The following is a 26,856-nucleotide window of genomic DNA, read 5'->3' as shown; positions in this document are numbered from 1 at the left end:
GACGGATCCTAAACTACTCGCCCGTTTGCACAAGGGTTTGGGCAGGATTTGTTGGCAGGAACAAATAAAAAAACCCCGCTGGCTAGCGGGGCTTATGTAGGAGCGAGCTTGCTCGCGATGGTCGTTAACGATTACGCGTATTTACCGGTTAAACGCGGCGCTCTTGAGTCCATCGCGAGCGAGCTCGCTCCTACATTTTTTAAGCCAACTGAGGTTGCGCGCTCAACGGCTTGAGCGGCAGCAGCGGTGCGTGGGGGTCGGCCTCGACCGACTTGCGCCACGCGCCCAGCCACTCGGCATGACCTTCGTTCCAGACCTGCTCATGCAGGCGGGCCAGGGCCACCGGGTCACTGAGCAGTTGTACGCGCTCGTTGTTGGTCAGCCCTTCAGGACCGACTTTCATTGCGTGCCGCACCCGTTCGATCCGCAGCCATTCAATCGGCTCGGCCTCACGGTGACGCGAGGTCGCCAGCGAACACGCCAGGGCGTTCTGCTGCGGGTCGACCACCGAACGGACGAAGCCGTCGTTCAGCGCGTGCCAGCGGTTTTCGTGGGTGTACTGATCGGTGGACAGCAAGGCCTGCGGCGGATTGTATTCCTCGGGGATCAGGAACAGGCTCTCGTCACGGGACTTCAGGCCCAGGCCGACACGGCTGGAAATCACCGACACCGGGATCGACAGCATCAACGAACCGACAATCGGCACCAGCCACCACAGGAAGCTCGGGTTCAGCCAGATCACCAACAGGGCCCAGAAGAAGCCCAGCAGGGTTTGCGGACCATGACGCTTGACCGCTTCGCTCCACGGCGTGGAGTCATCGTCACGTTGCGGCGAGTTCCAGGTCGCGGCCCAGCCGAGGAACGCGGCGAGGACGAAACGGGTATGGAAAATCATCCGCACCGGTGCCAGCAGCATGGAGAACAGCATCTCCAGCAGCATCGACAGGGTCACCTTGAACTTGCCACCGAACTCTTTCGCACCCTTGGCCCAGATCAGGATGATGCTCAACAGTTTCGGCAGGAACAGCAGCACGATCGTGGTCGAGAACAGCGCAATCGCCTTGTCCGGGTGCCATTGCGGCCACAGCGGATAGAGCTGACGCGGCTCAAGGAAGTACTGCGGCTCCATCAGCGTGTTGACCGCCAACAGCGCTGTCGACAACACCAGGAAGAAGAACCACAACGGCGCCGACAGATAGGACATCACGCCGGTCAGGAACACCGCACGGTGCACCGGGTGCATGCCCTTGACCAGGAACAGGCGGAAGTTCATCAGGTTACCGTGGCACCAGCGACGGTCACGCTTGAGTTCGTCGAGCAGGTTTGGCGGCAGTTCTTCATAGCTGCCCGGCAAGTCGTAGGCAATCCACACGCCCCAGCCGGCACGGCGCATCAACGCGGCTTCCACGAAGTCGTGGGACAGGATCGCACCGGCGAACGCGCCTTTACCGGGCAACGGCGCCAGGGCGCAATGCTCGATGAACGGCTTCATGCGGATGATCGCGTTGTGACCCCAGTAGTGGGACTCGCCCAGCTGCCAGAAGTGCAGGCCGGCGGTGAACAGCGGGCCATACACACGCGTAGCGAACTGCTGCATGCGCGCATACAGGGTATCCATGCCCGACGCACGTGGCGCGGTCTGGATGATCCCGGCGTCCGGCGTGGCCTCCATCAGGCGTACCAGACTGGTCAGGCACTCGCCGCTCATCACGGAGTCGGCATCGAGTACGACCATGTACTTGTAGTCACCGCCCCAACGACGGCAGAAGTCGTCGAGGTTGCCGCTTTTACGTTTTACGCGACGGCGACGGCGGCGATAGAAGATCTTGCCGAAGCCCCCGGCTTCGCGGCAGACGTCCAGCCAGGCCTGTTGCTCGGCAACACAGATATCGGCGTCGTTACTGTCACTGAGAACGAAGAAGTCGAAGCGATCCAGGTCACCCGTGGCCGCCACCGACTCGAAGGTCGCCCGCAGACCGGCGAATACCCGTGGCACGTCTTCGTTGCAGATCGGCATCACCAGGGCGGTGCGTGCGTCCTTCGGAATCGGCTCATCGCCGGCGCTGGCACCGGAAATACGGTACTTGTCGTGACCGGTGAGCAATTCCAGGAAGCCCATCAGCGCCGTCCAGAAACCGGCCGACACCCAGCAGAACAGAATCCCGAACAGGATCAGGATGCTGGTCTGCAAGGCATACGGCAGCACTTGCGTGGCGGTTTGCAGCAGCGGTTGATGCAGCACTTCGTTGAGGTCGACAAACGACCAGCCCTGGTACGGCATGATGCCTTTCATGTACCAGCCGGCGACGATGGTCTGGCCGAGCATCAGCAGCAAAAGAATGTAGCGACGGATCGAACCGACGGTGCGCCAGCGTGCGGCCGGCAGAACACGTTCGTCCTTCGGCGGCTTCGGTGGGTTGGTGCGGCCGGTCAGGCGGCGCCAGCCACGCACCAGAATGTTGGTGCGCCACGGCTCCGGCACGACCTTGGTCCGCCGGATCGGCGGAGTCGCCTTGAGGCAGACCCGGCCGCTGGCGTCGAGCGCCAGCATTTCCGCGTCCTGCAGCTCTTCGGCAGTGCTCAGGGTCAGGCGTTTGCCGACGGAAGCCTGCGCGGCTTCGGTCGGGGCGTCGAACGTCGACGATGACAGGCGTTCATGCAATTCGCTGAAAGACTGGCAGCCCGCGAGTTCCGCGCGCTGCTCGTCGGTCATCGGCAGATGCGCCAGATACTCGGAGAGAGTTTCTGGCCGTACTTGAGAGTTACTCATCGGCAGGCAACTGATAGCTCCAGGTCTCGGTCAGGACTTCTTCAGTCGGGGCCGATTCCGGTGTGGCTGGGGCCGCGTCGGCAGCGGCAGGCTGCTTGGCGTCTTTATTGGCCTTTTCCTTGGCATCTGCAACAGGCTTCGCTTCAGCCTGCTTGGCCTCCGCTTGCTTGGCTTCCTTGTCCGCTTTCTCCTGTTGCTTGGCGGCAACCTTGTCGGCCTTGGCAACCGACGAGTTCGACGACGGGATCGACGTCTTGGCCAGATCCGCCGGCACAATGTTCTGCACCAGTGCGGCACGCATTTCAGTGGCCTTGCCCGGATCCTTGATCTTCATCCGCAGGGTCAGGCGCCAGCCATTGGTTTCAGGGTTGAAGCGCACGCTGTTTTCCACCAGCTCGGCGTTGTCGCCGACGCTGACCTGGCTGCGAACCTCCGCATCGGCCGGCAATGCCGCCAGGGACGGGCCTTCGAAGTCCACCAGGTAGGCAACACTGCCGTCCGGCTGACGAATCAGGTTGGACTGCTTGACGTCACCGGTGGAACGCAGGGTCTGCTTGACCCAGGCACTGTCCGGCGCGTGAATGGCCGACTCGTCCATTGTCCAGTGCATACGATAAGCGACATCGAGCGGCTGGCCAGGTTCCGGCAATTTTTCCGGGTTCCAGAAGGCAACGATGTTGTCGTTGGTTTCGTCGGCGGTTGGAATCTCGACCAAATCAACGGTGCCCTTGCCCCACTCGCCTTTCGGTTCGATCCAGGCACTTGGGCGCTTGTCGTAGCGATCGTCGAGGTCTTCATAGTGGCTGAAGTCGCGACCACGCTGCAGCAGACCAAAGCCGCGCGGGTTTTCCACGCTGAAGTTGCTCACCGCCAGGTGTTTCGGGTTGTTCAGCGGACGCCAGATCCACTCGCCGTTGCCGGCATGGATCGCCAGACCGCTGGAGTCGTGCAGTTCGCGACGGTAGTTGAGTACTTTCGACGGCTGGTTGGCGCCGAACAGGTACATGCTGGTCAACGGGGCGATACCCAGTTTGCCGACCTTGTCACGCAGGAACATCTGCGCCTTCACGTCGACGATGGTGTCGCTGCCCGGACGCAGGATCAGGCGATAGGCACCGGTGGCACGAGGCGAGTCCAGCAGGGCGAAGATCACCAGGTGCTTGTCGCCTGGCTTGGGCTGCTGGATCCAGAATTCGCGGAAACGCGGAAACTCTTCGCCGGACGGCAAAGCGGTATCGATGGCCATGCCGCGAGCGGACAAACCATAGACGTGACCCTTGCCGACGACGCGGAAATAGCTCGCGCCGAGCATGGTCATGATTTCGTCTTGCTTGTCGGCCTTGTTGATCGGGTACAGCACACGGAAACCGGCATAACCCAGTTGTTCGGTGGCCTTGGGATCGAACTTCATGTCGCCGAAGTCGAAACGACTCGGGTCGTATTTGATCTCTTCGACGGTGTTCGCGGTGATTTCGTTGATTTTCACCGGTGTATCGAAATGCATGCCCTGGTGATAGAAAGACAGCTTGAACGGCGTCTTCTGATCAGCCCACTCGGCTTTTTCCGTCAGAAAACGAATTTTCTGATAGTCCGCGAATTTCATGTCGCGGAACTCGTTCGGCAGGTTACTGCGCGGCGCTTCGTATTTCTGCGCGGCCAGCTCTTTTGCCTTGGCCGATACATCATCCAGACTGAATGCCCAAAGCTGGCCGGCGCTGAGCAGGCAGAGCAGTGCAGAGCCCGCTACCAGGGCGCTGCGTAACCGTTTGGCAGACAATTTTGGTGCGTTACAGGGACTAACAATCACGAGCAACCCTCGCCGAAAACAGATCAAAAAACCAACGGCCAGTTAAAGGGTCTGCACGGTCTGCGGTATGAAAAAACCGCCCTTGCAAACCACTCTTGCCAAGTTGGCGAGCATTGTTCCGACTCCGCTGGGGCGAAATGATTCCCCAATCGGATCCGGACAAGTCTCTACCTAAGTCAAAATGGACCAACGAACGCTGATCCCCGTAGCGCGCGATTATCTAGTAGGCCGCGTTACAACGCATCAGGGGTAACAAAGTATTTATCGTGAAAAAACCCTGTTTTCAGTCGAAATGAGCTTAAAAACTTGTTTCAAGCGCTTTCAGACTTGTAACAGGAAGGTTACCGGGCCGTCATTGACCAGGTGCACCTGCATATCCGCGCCGAATCTACCTGATGCCACAGTGCCATGCACCTGTTTCGCTTTGCTTAATAGATAGTCGAATAATTCCTCGCCCAGCGCCGGAGGGGCCGCGGTCGAGAAACTCGGACGCAGCCCGCTTTTGGTATCGGCAGCCAGGGTGAACTGAGAGACCAGCAGCAGCCCGCCGCCCACATCCGCCAGGGACAGATTCATCTTGCCCTCAGCGTCACTGAACACCCGATAGTTAAGCAGCTTATTGAGAAGTTTGTCTGCGCTGGCCCGCGTGTCATCGGGCTCGACGGCCACCAGCACCAGCAAGCCCTGATCGACGGCTCCCACGATCTCGCCCGCGACCTCGACTCGCGCGCCACGCACCCGTTGCAGCAGAGCCTTCATGCTTCTTCAGGCGCCAGATCAAGCAGACGACGGGCCATCTGATTGGCGGCACGTACCAGCGCGTCGGTGATTCCCGGCTCGGAAGCGGCATGACCGGCATCGCGGATGACCTGCAGTTCGCTGTTCGGCCAGGCTTGATGCAGTTCCCAGGCGTTATCCAGCGGGCAGATCACGTCATAGCGACCATGGATGATCACGCCGGGCAAATGGGCGATCTTACCCATGTTGCGGATCAACTGGTTCGGCTCCAGGAAGGCGTTGTTGCTGAAGTAGTGGCATTCGATGCGGGCAATCGACAATGCGCGTTGTGGCTCGGAGAACCGATCGACCACCAGCGGGTTCGGACGCAGGGTCGCGGTGCGGCCCTCCCAGGTGGACCAGGCCTTGGCCGCGTGCATCTGGGCAATCTGGTCATTGCCGACCAGTCGCTTGTGGAACGCGGCAAGCAAGTCGTCGCGCTCGTCCAGCGGGATCGGTGCGATGTAGTCCTGCCAGTAATCGGGGAACAGGCGGCTGGCGCCGGCCTGGTAGAACCATTCGATTTCTTGCGGACGGCAGAGAAAGATCCCGCGCAGGATCAGGCCGTGCACACGCTCAGGATGGGTTTGCGCGTAGGCCAGGGCCAGGGTCGAACCCCAGGAGCCGCCAAACAGCACCCATTTGTCGATGCCCAGGTGCTGGCGAATCCGCTCGAGGTCGGCGACCAGATCCCAGGTCGTGTTGTTTTCCAGGCTGGCGTGGGGCGTGGAGCGACCGCAACCGCGCTGATCGAAAGTGACAATGCGATAAAGGTTGGGATCGAAGAAGCAACGACTCTGGGCATCACATCCGGCACCGGGGCCGCCGTGGATGAACACCACCGGCAATCCTTCCGGTGAACCGCTTTCGTCGACATACAGCGTGTGAGTTTCGTCGACGGCCAGATCGTGCCGGGCGTGGGGTTTGATCTGCGGGTACAAAGTCTGCATTGCGCACTCCGTAAGGGGTCGAGGTCATCCCTGGGGGGACTTCTATTATTCTGCCGTCCGGCATCATAAACCCGAATTACGTCAATGAGCATGCCCGGGCGGAGTCAGAGTTTTGCCGACAGATATCCGAACAGGGTTTCGTACAGTGCATCGACCTCGAGCGCCTGCCCACGGGCCCGTAAACAGCCATGAACCAGGCCCTCGCCGAGATAAAGTGTGGCAGCCACGCCCGCGGCATTCAGTTGCTCGGCATACAGCACACCGTCATCACGCAACGGATCGAATTGCGCCACGGCGATCCATGCCGGTGGCAGCCCGCTGAAATCCGTGGCGAGCAATGGCATAGCGTAGGCGTTCGGATCGCGGGTGCCCTGCAGGTAAAGCGCGTGATAGCAATCGACGTCACTGCTGCTGAGCAGCGGTGCGTCGATGCACTCACTGCGCGATGGCAGCCGGTGATCGCCGCCCAACCCCGGATAGATCAGCACCTGCGCGCACGGCACCGGCTCGCCGGCATCGCGCAGCGCCAGGCACAGCGCAGCTGCAAGATTGCCGCCCGCACTGTCGCCGGCCACCAGCATGCGTTCCGGGTCAAGTTGAAACGGCCCGGTGCGCAGTGCTCGCCAGACCTTCAGGCAATCATCGAACGCGGCGGGAAACGGATGCTCCGGTGCCCGGCGGTAATCGACGGCGATCACCAGTACACCGAGTGTCGATGCCAATTCGGCGCAGATGAAATCGTGGGAATCAAGATCCCCCACCACCCAGCCGCCGCCATGCAGATAAACGATGCACGACGCGCCACTGGCCGGTGGTTGATAGGAACGAACGGCAACCCCGGCCAACTCGAAATCGACCACATATAACCCGGCCGGGCGCGCCGGGGTAAACGCCCGGCACATCTCGCTGTAGGCCTGGCGCAGACCGTCGGGGCTGCTGTCGGTGCTGTTGAAACTGACGGTTTTCTCGACGAAAGCCGTCATCTGTTCGGAAAGCGGATAAGGAGCCATGAGCCTGGTGCCCGTTCAGGGGAATATATGGCCCCTGTAGGAGCGAGCTTGCTCGCGATAAACCCGAGAACGCCGCGGGGTATCAGGCTCGTCGCGTTATCGTTGACTATCATCGCGAGCAAGCTCGCTCCTACAGGGTTTTGATGTCAGTTTTTCAAACTGGCCTGAACCGTCGCCACGCCATCCTTGCCATCGAAACTGCTGACACCCGCCAGCCAACGCTGCAAATCCTCGGGATGCTCACGCAGCCATTTTTTCGCGACATCCTGAGCCGTCTGGCGCTCCATGATCGGCACCATCAACTGGCTTTCCTGGGCTGCGGTGAATGTCAGGTTTTCCAGCAACCGGTTGACGTTCGGGCAGCGCTCGGCGTAATCCGGGGCAGTCACGCTGGAGACGGTTGCGGCGCCTTCATTCGGACCGTAGACATCTTCGCTGCCGGTCAGGTAGGTGATGTTCATGTTGATGTTCATCGGGTGCGGGGTCCAGCCGACGAACACCACGAACTCCTTGCGATTCACCGCCCGCTGCACGGCCGCCAGCATCCCGGCCTCGCCGGACTCGATCAGTTTGAAGTCCTTCAGGCCGAAGTGATTGGTCTCGATCATGGTCTTGATGGTGGTGTTGGCGCCGCTGCCTGGCTCGATGCCGTAGATCTTGCCGCCGAGCTGATCCTTGAAGCGGGCGATGTCCGCGAAGGTTTTCAGCCCGGCCGCTGCCACATAATCCGGAACCGCGAGGGTGGCCTGGGCATCGGCCAGGCTCGGTTTATCCATGACCTTCAGCTGATTGGCAGCCACGAACGGGGCGATATTCTTATCCATCGCCGGTTTCCAGTAACCCAGGAAGATGTCCAGGCGCTTGTCGCGGATGCCGGCGAAGATGATTTGCTGCACGGCGCTGGTTTGCCTGCTTTCGTAGCCGAGACCGTTGAGCAGCACATCAGCCATGCCACTGGTGGCGATCACGTCGGTCCAGTTGACCACGCCCATGCGCACGGTTTTGCAGGAGGCGTCGTCCGCGGCCATGGCGCCGGCGCTCAACAGAGCGGTGCCGCAGAGGATTGAGAGACAGCGGGTGAACAGTCTTTTCATCGGGATGATCTCGTGCGGCAGCGGATTATTGTCGGGCCGGTGTCTATGTGCACCGTGGCCGAAACATTACGCAGCAGACGAGCGGCAAAAGCGAACTGAGGCGACCGTGTTTTGCACAGTGGCGACTGTCTGTAGGAGCGAGCTTGATCCGGGCGGCGTTCCGACGATGGAGGACAACGATGACGCGGGCTGCCTGAATGCACACGTTGACCTGACGTTTTTCGCGAGCAGGCTCGCTCCTACAGAGACCGCACCAAGCCTTAATGCCCGTAGTGTTTTTCGCCCCAAGCCAGCAAGCCTTCCAGCAGTTCCTTCAATACCACCCGCGTCGGCTCTGCCAGATCCGCCCGATAGCGGAACGGCTCGAACTCTTCCATGTACGTGCACTGCCCCAGCTCCAGCTGCACGGCGTGGATGCTCTCGGCCGGGTTGCCGTAATGGCGGGTGATGTGGCCGCCCTTGAAGCGTCCGTTCAGCACGTGGGTGTAATTGTCATGACGCGCGCAGATCGCCTCGAGTTGCGTCGCCAACTGCGGATCGCAACTGGCGCCGTTGAAGGTGCCGAGGTTGAAGTCCGGCAGTTTGCCGTCGAACAGGTGCGGGATCAGCGAGCGGATCGAGTGCGCATCGAACAGCAGCGCATAGCCGAACTCGGCCTTCAATCGCGCCAGCTCCTGCTGCAGGGTGCTGTGGTACGGCGTCCAGATCTGCTCCAGATAGGTCGTACGCTCTTCTTTCGAAGGCTCCAGCCCTTCACGGAACAACGGCACGCCGTCGAACAGCGTGGCCGGGTACAAGCCGGTGGTCGCGCCCACGTACAGTGGCTTGTCGTCGGATGGACGGTTCAGGTCAATGACGAACCGCGAGTATTCGGCGGCCAGGGTACTGGCACCCAGTTCAGCGGCGAAGTCATAAAGCTGCGGAATGTGCCAGTCGGTGTCCGGCAGGCTTTTCGCCTGCGGGATCAACCCGGCTTCGACCGCCGGAGTCAGGCGCACACCCGCGTGGGGCATGCTGATCAGCAGCGGTACGCGGCCTTGTTTGAAATTCAGAACCTTATCCACAGCTGCTCTCCTACAGACTTGTCTCGACGCCGTGACGCACGACGCGTTTTTCCAGGTCGCCGCCCAGCCAGTACGACAGGTCGGCCGGACGATCGATTTGCCAGGCCACGAAATCCGCGACCTTGCCGGCTTCCAGCGAACCGTGGGTATCGGCCATGCCCAGCGCGGTAGCGGCGTGAATCGTTGCACCGGCCAAGGCTTCTTCCGGGGTCATGCGGAAACAGGTGCAGGCCATGTTCAGCATCAGGCGCAATGACAGCGCCGGCGAGGTACCCGGATTGAGGTCGCTGGCGATGGCGATCTTCACGCCGTGCTTGCGCAGGGCTTCCATTGGCGGCAATTGGGTTTCGCGCAGGAAGTAGAAGGCGCCGGGCAACAGCACCGCGACTGTACCGGACTCGGCCATGGCGATGGCGTCTTCTTCGGTCATGAACTCCAGGTGATCGGCGGACAATGCGTGGTAACGCGCCGCCAGGCTCGAACCGTGCAACGACGACAATTGCTCGGCGTGCAGTTTCACCGGCAAGCCCAGTTTCTGAGCGGTAATGAACACGCGCTCAACCTGCGCCGGGGAAAACGCCAGGTACTCGCAGAACGCATCCACCGCATCCACCAATCCTTCGGCGGCGAGAGCCGGGAGCATGTCGGCGCAGATGTGATCGATGTAGTCGTCGGCGCGATCCTTGTATTCCGGCGGCAAGGCGTGAGCGGCCAGGCAGGTGCTGCGCACGCTGATCGGCAGTTCGGCGCCGAGGCGACGGGCGACCCGCAGCATCTTGCGTTCGTTGGCAAGGTCCAGGCCGTAGCCGGACTTGATTTCAATGCTGGTGACACCATCGCGCATCAGGCTTTTCAGGCGCTTGGCGGCGCTGGCGAACAGTTCGTCTTCACTGGCCGCGCGGGTGGCGCGCACGGTGCTGGCGATGCCGCCACCGCTGGCGGCGATTTCCGCATAGCTGACGCCTTGCAGGCGCTGCTCGAATTCGCCGCTGCGATTTCCGCCAAACACCGTGTGGGTGTGGCAGTCGATCAGGCCCGGCGTGACCCAGGCCCCGTTCAAATCGTTGACCGCCGGGTACTCGCCCGCCGGCAGGTCAGCGCGCGGCCCGATCCACTCAATGAGCACACCGGACGTCACGATGGCCGCGTCCTCGATAATCGAGTAGACGCCTTGCGCCATGGTTGCGACGTGGCAGTGTTGCCAGAGGGTTTTCATCCCTTAGTCTCCACAAGTTTCTAAATCGATTCGCGAGCAAGCCCGCTCCCACAGGGTTTAGGTAATCCACTGTAGGAGCGAGCCCGCTCGCGATGGTCGTCAACGATAACGCGCTCAGCCTGAATGCCCGCGTTGCCCAGGCGTTTTTCGCGAGCAGGCTCGCTCCTACAGGAGGAGCCCGTTACAGGCTCGGCAGCAACTGGGTTGGAACCAGTTCAGTCAGGCAGCGCGACGCCAACAACTCCGTGGCCGCGTTGATGTCCGGTGCGAAGAAGCGGTCCTTCTCATAGAACGGCACTTCGTTACGCAGGATGGCGCGGGCCTTTTCCAGTTTCGGCGAAGTCTTCAGGCCATTGCGCAGGTCCAGGCCCTGGGCGGCGGCCAGCCATTCCACGGCGAGAATCCCGCGGGTGTTCTCGGCCATTTCCCACAGACGCTTGCCGGCCGCCGGGGCCATCGAGACGTGGTCTTCCTGGTTGGCCGAGGTCGGCAGGCTGTCCACCGAATGCGGATGGGACAGCGCCTTGTTCTCGCTGGCCAGTGCCGCCGCGGTCACCTGGGCGATCATGAAGCCGGAGTTCACCCCGCCGTTGGCCACCAGGAACGGCGGCAGTTGCGACATGTGCTTGTCCATCATCAGCGAGATGCGACGCTCGCTCAGGGAACCGATTTCGGCGATGGCCAGGGCCATGTTGTCGGCGGCCATGGCCACCGGCTCGGCGTGGAAGTTGCCACCGGAGATCACGTCACCTTCGGCGGCGAACACCAATGGGTTATCCGATACGGCGTTGGCTTCGATGGCCAGCACTTCGGCGGCCTGGCGGAACTGGGTCAGGCAGGCGCCCATGACTTGCGGCTGGCAGCGCAGGGAGTAGGGATCCTGGACCTTTTCGCAGTTTTCATGGGAGTCGGAGACTTCGCTGCGCTCGCCCAGCAGATCGCGGTAAGCGGCGGCGGCGTCGATCTGGCCCTTCTGGCCACGGGCGGCGTGGATGCGCGCGTCGAACGGCGAACGCGAACCCAGCACCGCTTCAACGGTCAGGCCGCCGAGGGCCAGGGCACCGGCGAACAGGTCTTCACCTTCGAACAGGCCGCGCAGGGCGAACGCGGTGGACACCTGGGTGCCGTTGAGCAGGGCCAGGCCTTCTTTCGCGGCCAGGGTCAGCGGGGCAAGACCTGCGACTTTCAGCGCTTCGGTCGCTTCCATCCACTCGCCCTTGTAGCGCGCCTTGCCTTCGCCCAGCAGCACCAGCGACATGTGCGCCAACGGCGCCAGGTCACCGGACGCACCGACCGAGCCTTTCAGCGGAATGTGCGGGTAGACCTCGGCATTGATCAGGGCGATCAGCGCGTCGATCACCACCCGGCGGATGCCGGAAAAACCACGGCTCAGGCTGTTGACCTTGAGCACCATGATCAGGCGCACCAGCTCGTCGCTGATCGGCTGGCCGACACCGGCGGCGTGGGACAGCACCAGCGAGCGCTGCAGGTTTTCCAGGTCTTCGCTGGCGATGCGGGTCGAGGCCAGCAGGCCGAAACCGGTGTTGATGCCGTAGGCGGTGCGGTTCTCGGCGAGGATCTGCTCCACGCAGGCGACGCTGGCTTCGATCTGGGCCGCGGCGCTGTGGTCGAGGGTGATCTTGACCGGTCGCTGATAGACGTCACGCAGTTGGGCGAGGCTCAGTTGGCCGGGGATCAGGTTTAGTGTGTTCATTTTCAGGCTCCTTTAACCGGGGGTAACCATTGGCAGGCTCAAGCCCTGCTCTTTGGCACAATCAATTGCAATCTGGTAACCGGCATAGGCGTGTCACGACACCTTGCAGGTTTACTGTCAGTCACGAAAAAGACGCTTAAGCGATCAATTCAAGCCAACCCAGGCAGTGGGCAAGCCAGCCTGTGCGCATCGTTGCGCGACAAGCGAATCAGTGGATGTTGTGGAGAGACTCAAGAGACTCATACGCACACGCATTTACTTGTACATACAATCATATGCAATCAAGCGGCCAACTTGTTGGACAGGCATTCAAGAAAAACTCGGAAAGGGCTGCAGAGCACCAGAATCAAGGGTTCTGGCGTTAGTGAAATTTTTCGAGGGGAATTTTTGAGGACGAGGTGATTGTTACCTGAGCGTGGTTTTACGCTACACCGGTGGGGGGTTGGTAACACCGGGACTCACTTCTTCAGGACTGCAAGCTGCTCGACGGAGTCGAGGATAGCGGCCCGTCGGATGGGAATGATTCAAAAACAAAAGGGCCTTCCGGTGCAGGTCCGGGTTGAAACCTGCACCAGGAAGATCGCCACCTCTCGGGCTCTGGGCAAGCCCGCAGGATTTACCCGCAGAACCGGGTTAGCATGCGCTTGCTACTGTCCGCTGAGGCGCCACGTAGTCGTCCTGTTGTTTCGCTCGCTGAGTCAGCGCCAGCATCGCCAGGAACCCGAGCACAATCAGTACCGGGTAAGCCATCAACAGTTCGGAAAGGGAAAATTTCCAGGCCAAAGGGCGCCCGACACCCAGCATGGCGGCATACATCCAGGACACGGCCGACAACGAGCCGCAGGCCAACGCCAGCATCCGTGCACTGAATTCGAGTTTGAGCAAAGAACCTGCCTTTTGCAGTGCCGGCAGTACCAGGCGATGCAACAAAACGCCGTTGTAACTCAGCAACGCGACAATAATCACTTTGGCTTGAAGCTTTGGATTCATAAAGTATTCGACACCTTTACCCAGGTAATCAATACCGACGACAGCGATACCCGTTACCCACAAAGCTATTAGTGCAACGACCACAGACTTCTGAAGACTTTCCACGTGAGCATTATCATGCTCAGTGAATACTTTGCGCTTTAAAAGATCTCTCACCATCGCGACATCACTGGTCAACACCAGACCAATAGCAACACAACACGCCACTAAATGAACGTAAATAACGCCCAGACGCAAAAATTCCAGGAATTCTTTATTTTCCAGCAGACTCATAATTGTAGTTATCGCCACGGTAATTTCTCCACCTTATTCGATAGTACAGATCGACCATTTTACAAGATTCTTACCTATTAAAAATCCTGTACGACCTTACTTCTAAAAGATAAGCCAAATCATGGACCTGGCACTATTAGCGTCATTGACTTGCTTGAAAAATCAATGACCGCGTTGTTTATTGCCTCCCTGAATTCCGCATAAAAAACCCATTTGCACTCACTGTATTTGAGACTCGACTTCCACTTCTTTTTTGCAATTGCGGGAGCAGGTCATGGCTGACGCGCTGAAGAATCAGAGGCCTCAGACGCTCCAATGTTCATTTTCCGAACAAACCACCGACAAACGGTACTTAGCGCAAGTGCGCCTGGAACGACAGTAATAAAACGACTTCCCCGCAATCCCCCACGGCAGCTGGCCTGCCTGATTACATGCACTTAGAGAACTGCATATTGGATCCGCTAGTTGTTATACATCCCACAACTCGCGCAATAGCGAGCGACTCTCATCCAGAGCAAACGCCAACTGCATACTCCACGGCAATTCGGCCACCCTTTCCAGCCGGCAGCAACGCAGGATTAATTGAAACCACCAGAGCATTAATCAAGTAACATCCGCGAATGCAAGTTTGGTTCGCCAAGGCGAAACAAACTGCACCACGAGGGACTGTGTTAATACCAAGAGCAACTCACGCTTGCGCTTGCTGGTTACGCAGACGGCTCAAAACCCGAAGTAAACAAATGCCGTAGCTACAGCGATACCCCACGCGGTCAACGCCATGACCGTTGAATTGTACGCAAACCGGGAATCTCTCATTCGCTGCAAGCCAGGCTTCGAAAAACCGGCCTGGTCATAACGGCAATGCATGATTGCCCGGAAGGTATACAGGAGGCCGACCAACAGAAACAGTGTGATCAGGCCGAGGACAAGTTCACGCCTGATAGCCGGTCTAACCAATGGCGCCAGGTGATCCTGTTCGCAGGCAACGCTATCGACTTGCGCAACGGTAATTCGCTGATAGTCCGTCAATGACCTCTTTTGACCGACCTGGATTGCAGCTTGTTGCTCCAGATCCAGCGCCTGATACTTCCAGAGTGTTGACGATCCTTTTCGGCAGAAGGTAAATACAGCAGGACTTGAGACGGCGATAATAAAAGCATCGTTGATGTCCAGCTTTTTCAGCGTTTGCGTGGCTGACCTGGTGAAGCCCAGGTCGAAGACCGAGGTAACCCCGGTAGCAGAAGCCGCAACCGCAACCAACAGGCTGCTCAAGAGGCAGATGGCTGAAATGTTCAAGGCCGGGTTTCCTTTTTCCATTGTTTCTTTGATTTCGCAGCTCGGTTCCAACCTGCTTTGATGAGCACCAGTACGTTGCTGGCACCCCGATACCGGATGGGCAATTGAGTGGAGGGAGAAAGGGAGGGCATCCATTGCCCTCCCCTCTTCTGTTCCGCCCTCCTGCGACGGTACTGACCAGGACCTCAACTGGCCAGAATGAAGTCCGAGGCAGTGACGGTTGTTGCGTCGGCCACACCTACCAGGGTGATGGTGCCAGCTCCGAAGCTGAGCAACGTATCGGCACCGACATCGGCGATGGTGACACTGCTGCCAAAGGTCGCCGCCGTGATGTTGAGCGCGGCGATATTGAGCAGATCCTGGCCTCCCGCCGCGTTGGCATCGAAGCCGGTGATCACATCGTTGCCGAAGCCCGCAGCGAACATGAAGACATCGTCGCCATTGCTGGCAAGCATCGTGTCGTTGCCGGCACCACCGGTCACACTATCGTTGCCGGCACCGCCATCGAGGAAGTCGTTGCCGGCGCCACCCAGCAATGTGTCGTTACCGGCGCCACCGTTGAGGGTGTCATTACCCACCCCACCGGTGATGACGTTGTTCGACGCGTTGCCGTTGCCGACGAAGTTGCCGACTCCGGTGTAGAGCAGATGCTCGACGTTGGCGCCCAGCGTGTAGCTGGCCAGCGAGGTCTGTACAGAGTCCTCACCGTTATTCCCCACCTCGACCACCCCGTCCGCGAATGAATCGACGCGGTAGGTGTCGTTGCCGGCTCCGCCTTCCATCCGGTCGGCACCCGCATCGCCATTGAGGACGTCGTTGCCGAGGCCGGCCAGCAACGTATCGTTGCCGTCACCGCCGTTGAGCGTGTCATTCCCCCCCCCACCGGTGATGATGTTGTTCAACGCGTTGCCGGTGCCGACGAAGTTGCCGGCTCCGGTGTAGAGCATGTGCTCGACATTGGCACCCAGTGTGTAGCTGGTCAGCGACGTCTGTACCGAATCCGCACCCTCACCCGACGCCTCGACCACCAGGTCTCCGGCTGAGTCGACGCGGAAGGTATCGTTGCCGGCTCCGCCGACCATCGCGTCATTACCCGCACCGCCAGTGAGGACGTCGTTGCCGGCGCCACCCATCAAGGTGTCGTTGCCGTCACCGCCGTTGAGGGTGTCATTACCCACCCCACCGGTGATGACGTTGTTCAACGCGTTGCCGTTGCCGACGAAGTTGCCGGCTCCGAGGTAGAGCAGATGCTCGACATTGGCGCCCAGTGTGTAACTGGCCAGCGTGGTCTGTACGGAATCCTGCCCCTCACCCGACGCCTCGACCACCAGGTCCCCGGCTGAGTCGACGCGGAAGGTATCGTTGCCGGCGCCGCCGACCATCGCGTCATTACCCGCACCGCCAGTGAGGACGTCGTTGCCGGCGCCACCCATCAAGGTGTCGTTGCCGTCACCGCCGTTGAGGGTGTCATTACCCACTCCACCGGTGATGACGTTGTTCGACGCGTTGCCGGTGCCGACGAAGTTGGCGACTCCGAGGTAGAGCAGATGCTCGACATTGGCGCCCAGCGTGTAACTGGCCAGCGTGGTCTGTACGGAATCCTGACCCTCGCCCGTCAACTCGACCACCACGTCCCCGACTGAGTCGACGCGGTAGGTATCGTTGCCGGTTCCGCCCAGCATCTGGTCATTACCTGCACCGCCATCGAGGAAGTCGTTGCCGCCCTCACCATTGAGGATGTCGTCGCCGTCCCCGCCATTGAGAACGTCATCGCCAGTGCCGCCAAACAACTGGTCGACACCGCCCAGGCCATTGAGCGTATCGTTCCCGCCCAGGCCGAACAGCACATCGCTACCCGCAGTACCGTTGAGGGTGTTCGCCAGGGCGTCACCCGTTTGCACCGCACCCAGCAGCACTACCGCCGCCGTTGCCGCAGAGGTCACCGACTCCAGCGTGCCGAAGCCGTCGGTATAGCGCGCGATCACCCGCAGTTGCTGGTTGATCTGCGCCGCTCCAGGAGTGAAGGTCGCAGCGGTCGCACCGACGATATTGGTGAAGGTGGTCCCGGTACCTTGCTGCCATTGGAAGCTGAACGTGCCCACCCCGTCCAGATCGGCAATCCCGGCCGTCAGTGCGGTCAGCACCTGCCCTTGAGTCGGTGTCGTATCACTGACCAGCAATGCGCCTGTCGGTGCATCGTTGACGTTGGCCACCGGGGCCGTGGCGTCGGACGCAACGCTTTCGGCCGTACCGAAGTCGTCCACGTAACTGACCACCACACGCACCTGATTGCCGACCTGAGCCTGGCCAAGCGTGAACGTGCTGGCAGTGGCTCCGGGGATGTCGACGAAGCTGACCCCGTTGGTCTCCTGCCACTGGAAGGTGAACTGCGGATTGCTGAGGCCATCAACGTCGATGATGGTCGACGGGTCGGCGGTCAACACCTGATTCTGCGTCGCCAGCCCGGTAATGGTCGGCCCTGCGGTCGGTGCGTTGTTCCCCGACGAGTCGACGATCTCCAGCGTACCCTGGGCATCCTGATACACAGCCCGAACGCGGATGTTCAGACCGGCGACATCATCCGCCACCAGATAGGTGGCGCCGACCGCCCGCGATACCTCGCCGGCGGCGAAAAAGGTGATGTCCTCAAAGACGCCCGAGCCCGCAACGTTTTCGACCTGCCAGTAGTAAGCCACGGGACCTGTAACCGCGCCGGTCGGATTGGCTGCACTGACACTGTCCGCGTCGCGTACCGACTGATCGCTGACGCGCAGCAGTTGGCCGGCGACAGACGCGTCGGTACGCGCACCGGTGGTAGCATCGAGGATCGCCAGACGCCCCACAGGACCACTGTTCAGGGCGGTGCCAACACCGGACGCCCGCGCCTCGTCGGCGAATTGCAGACGCTCGATACCCGTCAGGCGATCGACCCCATCACGCCCGGCCACCAGGTCGGTCACGATGACGGCATTGCCATCGACAGCGACGCTGTACTCCGAAACATTACCGGAGAACACCGCGGTGTCGAAGTTGTCAGTGCCGGTCAGAATCTCCCGCACGATGACCAGTTGGCCCGGGTTGTAAGAACCGTTGAGCATCGCCTGGACCATTGGCGCCATGCTGTCGAACGTGGCGATTTCCGGACCAGTGCCATCAGCGTTTGCCCGTACGCTGATGCGTACGTTCAGCCACTTGTCACCATCGATGATGTCGTCACCACCGCGGCCTTCGATGAGGTCGCTGCCGCTGCCACCGAGGATGATGTTGCCGCCGTCGAAGAACGTCGCTCCGACAGGCAGCAGACCCGCCAGGCCGTCGATCAGGCTGATATTGGTCAGCACACTGCCGGTTGCACCGGCGGTAGGCAGCGATGTCGCATCTTCGTTATCACCGCGCAGGAAGTCACCGTGGGACGAACCCGACAGACCTTCCATGATGTCGAAACGCACCAGTGCCGAAGCCCCCGAACCCGGCTGCACGGGCACATCGAAGAAGCGGTCGCTGTAATCGATGGTCACGCCCTGGGCGAGATCCTTGAAGGTCGCCCAGTCATAGCCGGAGCCGCCGATATAGCGGTCACCGAAGCCGAGACTGCCGACCATGATGTCGTCGCCGCCTTCAGCGTTGAACTTATCGTTCTCGTTACCGCCGATGAATACATCGTTGCCGATCACCGGGTCGTTGCCGAGCGGATCGAAGTTGTCGCCAGGTGCACCGTCCGAGGTGCCCTTCTCGATCCAGTCATCGCCTTCGTTACCCATGTCCTGTTCGTTGGCTTTGCTGCCCAGGATGAAGTCATTACCCTGGCCACCAATGGCCTCGGAAGCGTCCTCACCGGTCACGATGAAGTCGTTGCCGAACCCGCCAATGATCAGGTTGATGCCGTTGCCACCGTGCAGCACGTCGTTGCCGTCGCCACCCTGAATGTTATCGTCGCCGCCGGTGTCGGTGATGATGTCATCGCCGGCGCCACCGCGCAGTTGGTCGTTGCCGTTACCGCCGTCGATACGATCGTTGCCGCCATCACCCCAGACCGTGTCATCGCCATCGCCCGAGAGGAGGATGTCTGCGTTGTCGGTACCACCCAGCACGATGTGCTCTTCACCTGTGTACTTGATGTAGTTGGTGTCCAGCCCCACGGTCAGCGGGTTGTCGCGGAACACCACCTGCGCGCCGGTCGGGCCAAGCGGATCGGCCCCGAGCAGGCCTTCGTTGAATTGCTTGCCCGGGTCCACTTCCAAGTAGAACCCCGGATCCGAGAACACCAGGCCCGGCAAGTGCGTGGCCGAGGTGTTGGCCATGATCAGCTTGGCGAACGAGTTGCTTTCAAGTTCGGCGTTCATCGACAGGCCAGAGGTACGCTCCAGGTAGTAGAAGCGGTCGCCGTCCTGCAGTTTTTCCAGCTGGTTCTCGAACACGAAGTTGAAGGTCGTGCCGAGCATGCCGCCGAACGGGGTTTTCTCTTCGGCCAGGCCGCCGATCCACAGGTCAATGGCATCGACGCCCGTGATTGTCACACCCTTCAGGTCGTCGGCAGTACCCGGCAGCCCATCCTTGCCGGCCAGCGTTACGTTGGCAAAGGCACCGGTGCTGTTGAGGAAGTCCAGGCGGTCAGCCGGCGCACCCGCACCACCGAAGACCAGCGCCAGGGCTGCAGCGCGCTTGTCTGCCAGTGTGGTCGCCGCCGTGATCGTGTCATGCGTGCCATAGGCCGCGATGAAGTTGATCAACGACTCTGGATGTTTGAGGTGCTGCACCAGGTCGACCCAGCTGTTGTACGGCTTGAGTTGGGTATCACCGGTCTGGCTGTAGATGTCGCGGCGGATCGCATTGAGTGAGGGAATCCCCACGTCGCGGCCACGGGCGATGTTGATCGCCGGCAGGTCGAGCGGCAGCCCGAGCAGGTTGTTGCGCAGCGCCTCGGTGACGAATTCGTCGATTTCGTTACCGGCTTGCCGAGTCACCCCACGTATGATCGCGCTGGTCGCATCCTCTGGCGACACGCCACTGGCGGCGTACGCCAACGGGTTGAGGAACGCCGCGATCAAGCCGAGTTGCTGATCGGGATTGGCACTGGCTGGATCGCCCACCACGTTGAAATCGATATCGAAGCGATCGACGGTCTCGGTCAGCATCGAGTGGCCAAACCGGTACACGGTGTGGGCGAACTCGGCGACGATCGAGGCATCGAGGTCGACGTCGTAGACCTGGGTCGGTGCGAAGAACAGGTCGATGTTGGGCTGGATGGTCCGCGCAAACTCCTCGAACACCAGGTGCTGATACTGCATCTCGGTGCCGAACTTGGCAGCCTGGAACAAGCGCTCGCCATTCCACAGCAGCGCATCGAACTCAGCCTGGGTGGCTGGCAACGCTGCCACCGGAGTGAGCAGCCACTCGTTGAGGAAGGCCACGTCACCCGAATCGAGCACGGTGTCCTTGGTCTGCTGGACCAGGCGATTGTGCTCGGAGTGGAAGATCGCATGCACCGCGGTCAGGCCGATGTTCTCGTTGACCCGGCCGTCGCCGGCGATGTAGTGAGCGTCGAGCAGTTCGTTGTCATAGGTCAGGTTGTTACCGCCCGGGCCAACGGGCTGCGCATTGCCGACAGCGGTGTCGGCATCCGCTTGCAGAACCCCGCCGACGATGACCGGCGTTGCATTGTGGGCGATGTCGACGAGGAACTGGTGACCGGTGCGTACAGCATTGGTCAGGTCAAGGGGAGCCGTCGGATCGCCTTCGACAAGGACGTCATCAGGCGTGCCACCAAGACCGTCAACCCCCTTCATCACCACCATCGGGAAGCCGTTCGGCCCCTTGATGAAATTGCCATAGGCGTCAGTCGCCAATAGCGGGGCATTATCGACATCGGCATCGGTAAGGTTGATACCCAGGATGTCGCGGGCCTGTGCCTTGACCACTTTCCAGGTCGCCATGCCACCGATTTCGACGTCGTCCGCGGTACCAAACGTGCCATCCACACCCAGATCACGGTTGGTGATCAGCCTGCCGGTCGCTACGGGGCCGCTGTCGGTCATCTGATAAGCGCGCAGGAACACCTGGTGCGACGGGTGCGAGCTATAGGTCTGGTTCTGATCCACGAACGGCGTGGTGGTGTTGGATTGCTCATGGATGTCGTCGGCCGTACCGAGAACGCCATCCGGCCCTGGCAGGTTGGTCGCGCGGGTCAGCACCATGAAGTTCGTCGGGCTGCCTGGCACAAACAGCGGATCATCCGGTTGCAGCGGGATGAAGACGGTGCCCGACCCGCCTTTGGTAACCAGGTCCAGACCATGATCGAAGAACTGCCCGAAGAAGGTCATCCAGGCGTTGAACGGCGCGGACAATCCCGCGTCCGCCGTGGTGTTCTCGAAAAAGTACACATCGTGATCATCGGCAGTCCCGAACTGACCATCCAGGCCAGGGCTGGCAACAATCTGTACGCCATCCTTGAGCACGTCGTCGTTACCCACCGCGCCGAAGTTGAGCACACCGTCCAGGCCCGGGTCGAAAGCCGTGGCATAGGCCGCCGGGTTGTTCGCCGTCTGATCGACGATCAGGTTACTGATGGTGCGCGGCTGCGAGTCAATCACAAGGCCGCTGGTCTGCGTATACGACGTTCCCCCTTCCGCCGGATTGAAGACCGGATCGGTCAAGCGCGGGAAGACGTTATCGGCGGCACCAAACTCGGTGTGATTGTTGCCGTTGAGGTTCATCAGGTTGTTGTTCGACCCGTCGACCGCACGCAGGCCAAACGGCGCACGGATATTCGGGATCAGCGAGAGGATGTCCTGACCGGACGCTTCCGCTTCGGCAATCTTGATCTGGTCAAGTATGAAGTTGAGGTCGGAGCGGACCATGTGAAGGCCCGGACCACCCGCGGTGGCATCGACTACAGGTACCGCTGCCGTTGGCGTGACCGGAGCACCGGCAACTATGGCAGCCGTCGGCGTGGAGAACAGGATCTCCGTGGTGCCGTGACCATCCTGATAGATCGCCTTGACCCGCAACGACAACCCGGCAAGGTCAGGAGAGACCTTGAACGCGGTACCATCGGCGCTTTGGAATGCCAGGTCGCCAGCCGGTAACAGGATGATGTCCTCGAATACGCCGCTGCCTGGCGTTGCCTCGAACTGCCAGATGTAGGACACCGAGGAGTTGGTGATCAAGCCCAGCGGATTACCCGCTGCGACGTTGTCGGCATCGCGCACTCCGGCCACGCTGACAGTCAGCGTGTCGCCCACCGTGATCGCGCCGCCGTTGCCATCCGCGATAGTGGGACTGCCAGCCGGTTGGGCATTGAGTCCATCCACCAGCACTAGCTGGTTATCGGCGAACTGCAGGCGTTCGATATGCAGCAGGGTATCGGTGCCGTCGCGACCCGCTACGCTATCTATCACTGTATAGACATCGTCCGCCAGATCGGCCGTGCCGCGGTCATCAACGGTGACCGTATACTCGCCCTGAATCCCGGAGTAGATGGCGGTGTCGAAAGCCGCCCCGCCCGTCGAGGTACCGGGCATGATTTCCCGCACGGCCTTGAGCTGACCAGGGTTATAGGTGCGGTCCAGCATGAACGGGATCATGTCGACCATGCTGTCGAAGCTGGCGATCTCGGGACCGGTATGGTTGACATCACCAGGGGCATAAACGGCAATTCTGACGTTGATCCATTTGTCGCCATCGATCAGATCATCGCCACCACGGCCTTCGATCAGGTCACTGCCATTGCCGCCAAGGATGATATTGCCAGTGGCAAAACCGGTGGTCGGCAATCCGGCATCGGCCAGGAACTGAGCGAGTCCGCGGATCAACGCGACATTGGTCAGCGCACTGCCCGTGGTACCACCGTGGTTGACGATAGTGACCGCGTCAACATCATCGCCTTTGAGTACATCGCCGAAATTCGAACCGGACAAACCCTCGACCTCGGCAAAACGGTCGAGAATCGAGGCGGGCGAGGCGCCGACCGGATTGAACACGCCGGCGTTCTGGTTTGGTGCATTGCCGTGTGGCTGCGCCAGTGCGGCCAGGCTCAGGTCAACGGTCACACCAACCTTGTCATTCTTGTAGGTCACCCAGTCAAAGCCGGACATGCCGTCCATTTTGTCCTGGGCATCGCTGCCGACGAAGATGTCATCGCCACCTTCGCCGATCATTTCGTCGAAGCCGCCACCACCGACAAAGATGTCATTGCCGACCACATCGTCATTGAGCAGCGGCGAGAAATTATCGCCAGGCGCACCGTCCTGGGTACCCTTCTCGATCCAGTCATCACCTTCGTTGCCGGTAGGTGGCAGGTTGGTCTTGGCACCGAGGATGAAGTCGTCACCCTGACCACCAAAGGTTGTGCTGATATCTTCGGTGGTGATGATGAAGTCCTGGCCATCGCCCCCCAGGATCAGGTTGCCTGCAGCAAGCATGCTGCCAACCACGATCACATCGTTACCGGCATTACCTTCCAGACGATTGTCGCCGAACGAGTCGGAAATGATGTCATCGCCCGCGCCGCCCAGTACCGCATCGTTCCCGGCACCGCCTTCGAGGCGGTCATCACCGGCATCGCCGTAAAGGGTGTCATCGCCGTCACCGGAAATGATGATGTCATTGCCGGCGGTGCCGCCCATGACGACATGGTCTTCACCGGTGTACTGCAGATAATTGGTGTCCGGACCGACAGTGTCGGGGTTGTCGCGAATCACCAGCGGCACGACTTCCACGCCGTTGATCATGATGCCGCCTGTCGGATCGGCGCGGCTATCCAGGCCAAGGCCGGTGAACTGAGCGGCCTGATTCACTTCGAGGGTGAACGTCGGTGTCAGGAACACGGTGTTCGCCAGGTGGGTGACATCGGTGTTGAGCATGATCAGCTTGGCAAAGGAGTTGTTCTCAAGCTCAGTGCCGAAGTTCAGGCCCGCGGTACGCGACAGGTAGTAGAAGCGGTCGCCGTTCTGCAACGCCTCCATCTGGGTTTCAAACACGAAGTTGAACGTCGAACCGAGCATGCCACCGAACGGCATCTTCTGTTCGGCGAGGCCACCGACCCAGAAGTCGATGTCGTCGACGCCGGTGACTGTCACGCCCGTCAGGTCATCTGCAGTACCCAGTATCCCGTCCTTGCCGGCCGTCGTTACGTTGGCATAGGCACCGGTGCTGTTGAGGAAGTCCAGGCGGTCAGCCGGCGAACCCGCACCACCCAATACCAGCGCGAGGGCTGCAGCGCGCTTGTCTGCCAGCGTGGTCGCCGACGTGATCGAGGTATGCGTGCCAAAGGCCGCGATGAAGTTGACCAGCGACTCGGGGTGCTTGAGGCTGTCCGCCAGGTCAGCCCAACTGATGTAGGGCTTGAGTTGGCTGTCGCCGGTCATTGCGTAGAACTCACGGCGCGCTTCATTCAAGGTAGGGATGCCCGTGTCGCGACCACGCGCCAGGTTCAGGCTCGGCAAATCGAGCGGCAGACCGAGCAGATTGTTGCGCAACGCTTCGGTGACGAACTCATCGATCTCGTTGCCGACCTGGCGGGTCACACCGCGAACGATCGCCCCTGCCGCCTGGTCCGCAGTCACCCCGCTGCCGGCGAACGCCAACGGATTGAGGAAGGCCGCGATCAGGCCCAGTTGCGAGTCCGGGTTGGCCGGGTTGGTGAGGAGCGGATTGAACGCGGGATCGAAACGATCGACGGTCTCGGTCAACATCGAGTGACCGAAGCGGTACACCACGTGGGCGAACTCGGCGAGGATTGCCGGGTTGATCGAGGTGTCATACCCATTGGGCGCAAGGAATCCGTCGACCTGCGGTTGAATGGTCCGTGCGAACTCCTCGAACACCAGGTGCTGGTACTGCATCTCGGTGCCGAACTTGGCAGCCTGGAACAGGCGTTCGCCGTCCCACACCAGCGCCGCGATCCCGGCGGGGGTAGTCGGAATAGCGGCCACGTCGTCCACCAGCCACTCATTGAGGAAGGCCAGGTCACCGGAGGCCAGGATGGTGTCCTTGGATTGCTGGACCAGGCGGTTGTGCTCGGAGTGGAACACATGGTGCACGGTGGTCAGGCCGATATTCTCGTTGACCCGGCCGTCGCCGGCAATGTAGTGGGCGTCGAGCAGTTCGTTGTCATAGGTCAGGTTGTTACCGCCCGGGCCAACGGGCTGCGCATTGCCGACAGCGATGTCGACATCCGCCTGCAGAACCCCGCCGACGACTACCGGCGCAGCATTGTGGGCGATGTCGTCGAGGAAACCATGCCCGGTGCTCACGGCGTTGGCCAGGCTGATCGGAGCAGCCCGGTTGCCTTCGACCAGTTGAGTGACGTCATCAGCTGTCCCGGCGATGCCGTCGGCACCGTTGCTGATGCGAATCACCACCTGTGGCATGCCGTTCGGCCCACGGATGAAGTTGCCGTACGCGTCGGTTGCCAGCAGCGGTACGTTGTGTACATCGGCATCGGTCAGGTTGATGCCGAGAATGTCACGGGCCTGGGCCTTGACCACCTTCCAGGTCGCCATGCCGCCATTTTCGCCGCTGCCATCATCGGCAGTGCCGAACAGGCCATCGGCGCCGAGATCGCGGTTGGTGATCAAGCGTCCCGTTGCAACGGGATCGCCTGCCGCGTTGAGGGTGTACTCACGCAGGAACACTTGATGCGACGGGTGCGAGCTGTAGGTCTGGCTCTGGTCGACGAACGGCGAGGTGGTGTTGGCCTGGCCATCATCGGCAGTGCCAAGTATTCCATCCGCGCCGGCGGTATGCACCGCACGTGGCAGCACCATGAAGTTGGTCGGGCTGCCCGGTACGAACAACGGATCGTCCGCCTGCAGCGGAATAAACACAAAGTCGGTAGCGCTCTTGGTGACCAGGTCGAGACCGTGGTCGAAGAACTGGCCGAAGAAGGTCATCCACGAGTTGAAGCTGGCGGTCAGGCCGACGTCCGGCGACACGTTGGGCATGAAGAACACTGGCTTGTCATCGGCCGTGCCGAACACGCCATCCAGCCCGGGGCTGGTGACAGTCTGTGAACCCGGATTGGCCGCTGCGGCCGCGACCGCCGCCGGATTGTTGGCGGTCTGGTCGACGATCAGGTTGCTGATAATCCGTGGTTGCGGATCGAACACATTCCCCGTCCCGGCGTATGGGGCAAGAAACGAGGGATCAAGCAGGCGCGGGAAGGCATTGTCCGCGGCGCCAAACTCGCTCTGGCTGGTGACCAGGTTGTTGAAGCTGCCATCGACGGTACGCAGGCCGAATGGCACCTGAGCGTTGGGAAGCAAATCAATGAGGCTTGCGCCGTCGGCATTCGCTTCTGCAATAAAGATTTGCTTGAGGATGAACTCCAGATCCGACTTGTTGAAATTGGCCATTTTGGATTGCCCTCGATCTATTTAGGTAAAGGCACGGGACGAGAGAATCCGCCCGCGCCAAGTCAAGTGCTGGCTTGCGCAGTTTGTTGGTTATGTTTTTTTGCGAGAGATCTGGCGTTACCCGGGACCCGGGATACGCGCCTGGAATTCGCGTAGCGAATTGCTCGCCGGTCGATCAGGCAGAGCGGATTCGAACCCTGGGCGGGTCATGGAATCTGGAAGTGAAGGCGAACGCCCTGGACACCCCCTTCCCTCTGCAAAAGCACGAAATGATCGACATGATTCTGCTCCTCTCCGGGAAATCACCGCGCCTTGCGTTGCCAAAGCGATGGCAAGCTTCAGGCAGGCGGGCCCCCCGATAACTAAGACTAAAGTTCCATAGCAAATCTTTGTCAATATTACGTCGCTAAAACAGACGACTGGTGCTTTGGCTTTACAACTAGCTGTTTTTAAAAGACATATATGCGGTTGAGTGCAGGTATAGAGCGAAATGTTATTTTGATTTGTTTCTCCGCCACCTACGCTGCTGCATAAGGGAGCA

General features: G+C 60.5%; 12 protein-coding genes and 1 pseudogene. All 13 read right to left on the bottom strand.

Annotated features, from left to right (window positions below; all coding sequences use genetic code 11):
* Positions 1–199: 199 nt before the first annotated feature.
* The 13 genes and pseudogenes from mdoH to RS887_RS11495 all read right to left on the bottom strand — a co-directional run bounded on the left by mdoH (position 200) and on the right by RS887_RS11495 (position 26,315).
* On the bottom strand, positions 200–2,770 hold the full coding sequence (mdoH, locus tag RS887_RS11550; RefSeq protein ID WP_322615488.1) for a glucans biosynthesis glucosyltransferase MdoH: 2,571 nt from the start codon (positions 2,768–2,770) through the stop codon (positions 200–202).
* On the bottom strand, positions 2,763–4,577 hold the full coding sequence (locus RS887_RS11545; protein ID WP_322615487.1) for a glucan biosynthesis protein G: 1,815 nt from the start codon (positions 4,575–4,577) through the stop codon (positions 2,763–2,765). The genes mdoH and RS887_RS11545 overlap by 8 nt, the downstream gene beginning before the upstream one ends.
* A gap of 321 nt (positions 4,578–4,898) precedes the next feature.
* Complete coding sequence (gene dtd / locus RS887_RS11540) at positions 4,899–5,336, bottom strand: D-aminoacyl-tRNA deacylase (RefSeq protein ID WP_322615486.1); 438 nt, start codon at positions 5,334–5,336, stop codon at positions 4,899–4,901.
* A complete protein-coding gene (gene pip / locus RS887_RS11535) occupies positions 5,333–6,304 on the bottom strand; it encodes a prolyl aminopeptidase (RefSeq protein ID WP_111289437.1) in 972 nt (323 codons plus the stop codon). The genes dtd and pip overlap by 4 nt, the downstream gene beginning before the upstream one ends.
* A 104-nt stretch (positions 6,305–6,408) precedes the next feature.
* Positions 6,409–7,314 (bottom strand): alpha/beta hydrolase, encoded by a 906-nt coding sequence (locus RS887_RS11530; protein ID WP_322615485.1) that lies wholly within the window; start codon positions 7,312–7,314, stop codon positions 6,409–6,411.
* Between the two features lie 146 nt (positions 7,315–7,460).
* Positions 7,461–8,408: a choline ABC transporter substrate-binding protein gene (locus RS887_RS11525; RefSeq protein WP_322615484.1), complete on the bottom strand. Its 948-nt coding sequence runs from the start codon at positions 8,406–8,408 to the stop codon at positions 7,461–7,463.
* Between the two features lie 260 nt (positions 8,409–8,668).
* The gene (hutG, locus tag RS887_RS11520) at positions 8,669–9,472 is read right to left on the bottom strand and encodes an N-formylglutamate deformylase (protein ID WP_322615483.1); all 804 of its coding nucleotides are present in this window, start codon (positions 9,470–9,472) and stop codon (positions 8,669–8,671) included.
* A gap of 10 nt (positions 9,473–9,482) precedes the next feature.
* On the bottom strand, positions 9,483–10,688 hold the full coding sequence (gene hutI, locus RS887_RS11515; RefSeq protein ID WP_322615482.1) for an imidazolonepropionase: 1,206 nt from the start codon (positions 10,686–10,688) through the stop codon (positions 9,483–9,485).
* A gap of 181 nt (positions 10,689–10,869) precedes the next feature.
* Positions 10,870–12,402, bottom strand: a complete 1,533-nt coding sequence (hutH, locus tag RS887_RS11510; RefSeq protein ID WP_322615481.1) for a histidine ammonia-lyase — start codon at positions 12,400–12,402, stop codon at positions 10,870–10,872.
* A gap of 12 nt (positions 12,403–12,414) precedes the next feature.
* Positions 12,415–12,495 (bottom strand): annotated as a pseudogene (locus RS887_RS30555) (hypothetical protein); the annotation flags it as partial.
* A gap of 540 nt (positions 12,496–13,035) precedes the next feature.
* Complete coding sequence (locus tag RS887_RS11505; protein ID WP_322615480.1) at positions 13,036–13,683, bottom strand: hypothetical protein; 648 nt, start codon at positions 13,681–13,683, stop codon at positions 13,036–13,038.
* Positions 13,684–14,385: 702 nt separating this feature from the next.
* Positions 14,386–15,096: a hypothetical protein gene (locus RS887_RS11500; RefSeq protein WP_322615479.1), complete on the bottom strand. Its 711-nt coding sequence runs from the start codon at positions 15,094–15,096 to the stop codon at positions 14,386–14,388.
* A 50-nt stretch (positions 15,097–15,146) separates the two neighbouring features.
* A complete protein-coding gene (locus RS887_RS11495; RefSeq protein ID WP_322615478.1) occupies positions 15,147–26,315 on the bottom strand; it encodes a peroxidase family protein in 11,169 nt (3,722 codons plus the stop codon).
* Positions 26,316–26,856 lie beyond the last annotated feature (541 nt).

It is taken from the genome of Pseudomonas sp. BIC9C, from assembly GCF_034541995.1.
Classification (GTDB): Bacteria; Pseudomonadota; Gammaproteobacteria; order Pseudomonadales; family Pseudomonadaceae; genus Aquipseudomonas; species Aquipseudomonas fluorescens_CC.
Note: the sequence above shows the minus strand (reverse complement) of the source record. Positions and strands in the feature narration are given on the sequence as shown.

Excerpts from the sequence above, each read along its gene's own strand:
- mdoH (WP_322615488.1), bottom strand. The coding sequence starts at position 2,770 with ATGAGTAACTCTCAAGTACGGCCAGAAACTCTCTCCGAGTATCTGGCG.
- dtd (WP_322615486.1), bottom strand. The coding sequence starts at position 5,336 with ATGAAGGCTCTGCTGCAACGGGTGCGTGGCGCGCGAGTCGAGGTCGCG.
- pip (WP_111289437.1), bottom strand. The coding sequence starts at position 6,304 with ATGCAGACTTTGTACCCGCAGATCAAACCCCACGCCCGGCACGATCTG.
- RS887_RS11530 (WP_322615485.1), bottom strand. The coding sequence starts at position 7,314 with ATGGCTCCTTATCCGCTTTCCGAACAGATGACGGCTTTCGTCGAGAAA.
- RS887_RS11525 (WP_322615484.1), bottom strand. The coding sequence starts at position 8,408 with ATGAAAAGACTGTTCACCCGCTGTCTCTCAATCCTCTGCGGCACCGCT.
- hutI (WP_322615482.1), bottom strand. The coding sequence starts at position 10,688 with ATGAAAACCCTCTGGCAACACTGCCACGTCGCAACCATGGCGCAAGGC.
- hutH (WP_322615481.1), bottom strand. The coding sequence starts at position 12,402 with ATGAACACACTAAACCTGATCCCCGGCCAACTGAGCCTCGCCCAACTG.
- RS887_RS11500 (WP_322615479.1), bottom strand. The coding sequence starts at position 15,096 with ATGGATGCCCTCCCTTTCTCCCTCCACTCAATTGCCCATCCGGTATCG.
- RS887_RS11495 (WP_322615478.1), bottom strand. The coding sequence starts at position 26,315 with ATGGCCAATTTCAACAAGTCGGATCTGGAGTTCATCCTCAAGCAAATC.